Source organism: Pseudoalteromonas sp. GW168-MNA-CIBAN-0100 (genome assembly GCF_040309225.1).
Lineage (GTDB): Bacteria > Pseudomonadota > Gammaproteobacteria > Enterobacterales > Alteromonadaceae > Pseudoalteromonas > Pseudoalteromonas arctica.
Genome location: NZ_JBEOOL010000428.1, coordinates 1 through 289, shown reverse-complemented (window position 1 = coordinate 289; position 289 = coordinate 1). Strand labels below are relative to the sequence as shown.

Here is a 289-nt window from a genome sequence, read left to right as displayed (position 1 = left end):
AACCATACAACGCCAAACGCGTTTTATGTGATAGTGAAACAAGCGAAGAAGTTAATATAACTAAAGTAGATATTACTTAGAAAGACTTAAAAAATATTATCAGATATTTTCCAAATTCAAGAGGTGACTCTTAGCGCGTAGCGTTAACATTGAGGCACCTTGCGCAAAGAAAATGGTAGCACTACGTGCTTGTCATTCATTCTTTGCACCATATTTGCTTGGTGACAATAGCGTTTTGGACCCACCTGATCCCATGCCGAACTCAGTAGTGAAACGAAACAGCGCCGAT

The 289-nt window shown here is 39.4% G+C and carries 1 rRNA gene; it reads left to right on the top strand.

Going from position 1 to position 289, the window contains the following annotated elements:
- Positions 1-217 precede the first annotated feature (217 nt).
- Positions 218-289 (top strand): 5S ribosomal RNA (gene rrf, locus AAEY62_RS21810); the annotation flags it as partial.